Source organism: Vibrio sp. 05-20-BW147, assembly GCF_013369385.1.
Lineage (GTDB): Bacteria > Pseudomonadota > Gammaproteobacteria > Enterobacterales > Vibrionaceae > Vibrio > Vibrio floridensis.
In genome coordinates this window covers 1-698 of sequence record NZ_SZTO01000085.1, presented here as the reverse complement: position 1 = coordinate 698, position 698 = coordinate 1, and the positions used below count along the sequence as shown (strand labels likewise).

Here is a 698-nt window from a genome sequence, read left to right as displayed (position 1 = left end):
GGTCAAACAGCAGCAGTTTGAATATGCGTATTTGTTTGGCTCAGTATGCCCCACTAGAGGTATTGGTGATGCAATGGTCGTTCCTTGAGTTCACAAGAACCTTATGGTTGAGCATCTGAAGCAGCTCTCCGTGGTGACCGAAAAAGGTCGTCACGCAGTGGTCATTATGGGATGGCACGGGTTGGTATGCCAATGACATTGCTGAGCCATTTGATAATGTCAGTATCATCAAGCTCCCACCCTATTCACCAGAGCTAAACCCAATAGAACAAGTGTGGAGTTGGTTGAGACAATACTATCTCGCCAATCCATCTTTTGCGGATCACGAAGGCATTGTCTCCAAAGTATGTAGGGTTGGAATAGTTTTTTGGAATGTTCGGCCAGAGTCAGGCAGATGTGCTCGAGAATATGGATAGACCTGACCAGTTAATTTTCCAGATTGGTATGACATGGGCAAGATGCATTCCCTTGAAAGAAAAATTCATCATGCTGAAAATGACAAAACCCAGTCCGAAGACTGGGTTTCTAAATAAGTGGCGGAGCGGACGGGACTCGAACCCGCGACCCCCGGCGTGACAGGCCGGTATTCTAACCAACTGAACTACCGCTCCGCACTGGTTAGACATTTAAGTCTAAATTAAAAGCCTGGCGATGTTCTACTCTCACATGGGGAAACCCCACACTACCATCGACGCTAT

Annotated in this window: 1 protein-coding gene and 1 tRNA gene; one reads left to right on the top strand and one right to left on the bottom strand. The window is 47.0% G+C overall.

Annotated elements, in window-relative coordinates; all coding sequences use genetic code 11:
* Positions 1-197: 197 nt before the first annotated feature.
* Entirely contained in the window at positions 198-416 is a 219-nt protein-coding gene (locus FC652_RS20905; protein WP_176299906.1) for a transposase, read from the top strand.
* A gap of 118 nt (positions 417-534) precedes the next feature.
* On the opposite strand, the gene FC652_RS20120 is transcribed toward FC652_RS20905, so the two are convergent.
* Positions 535-611 (bottom strand) — tRNA-Asp (locus FC652_RS20120).
* Positions 612-698: the final 87 nt, after the last annotated feature.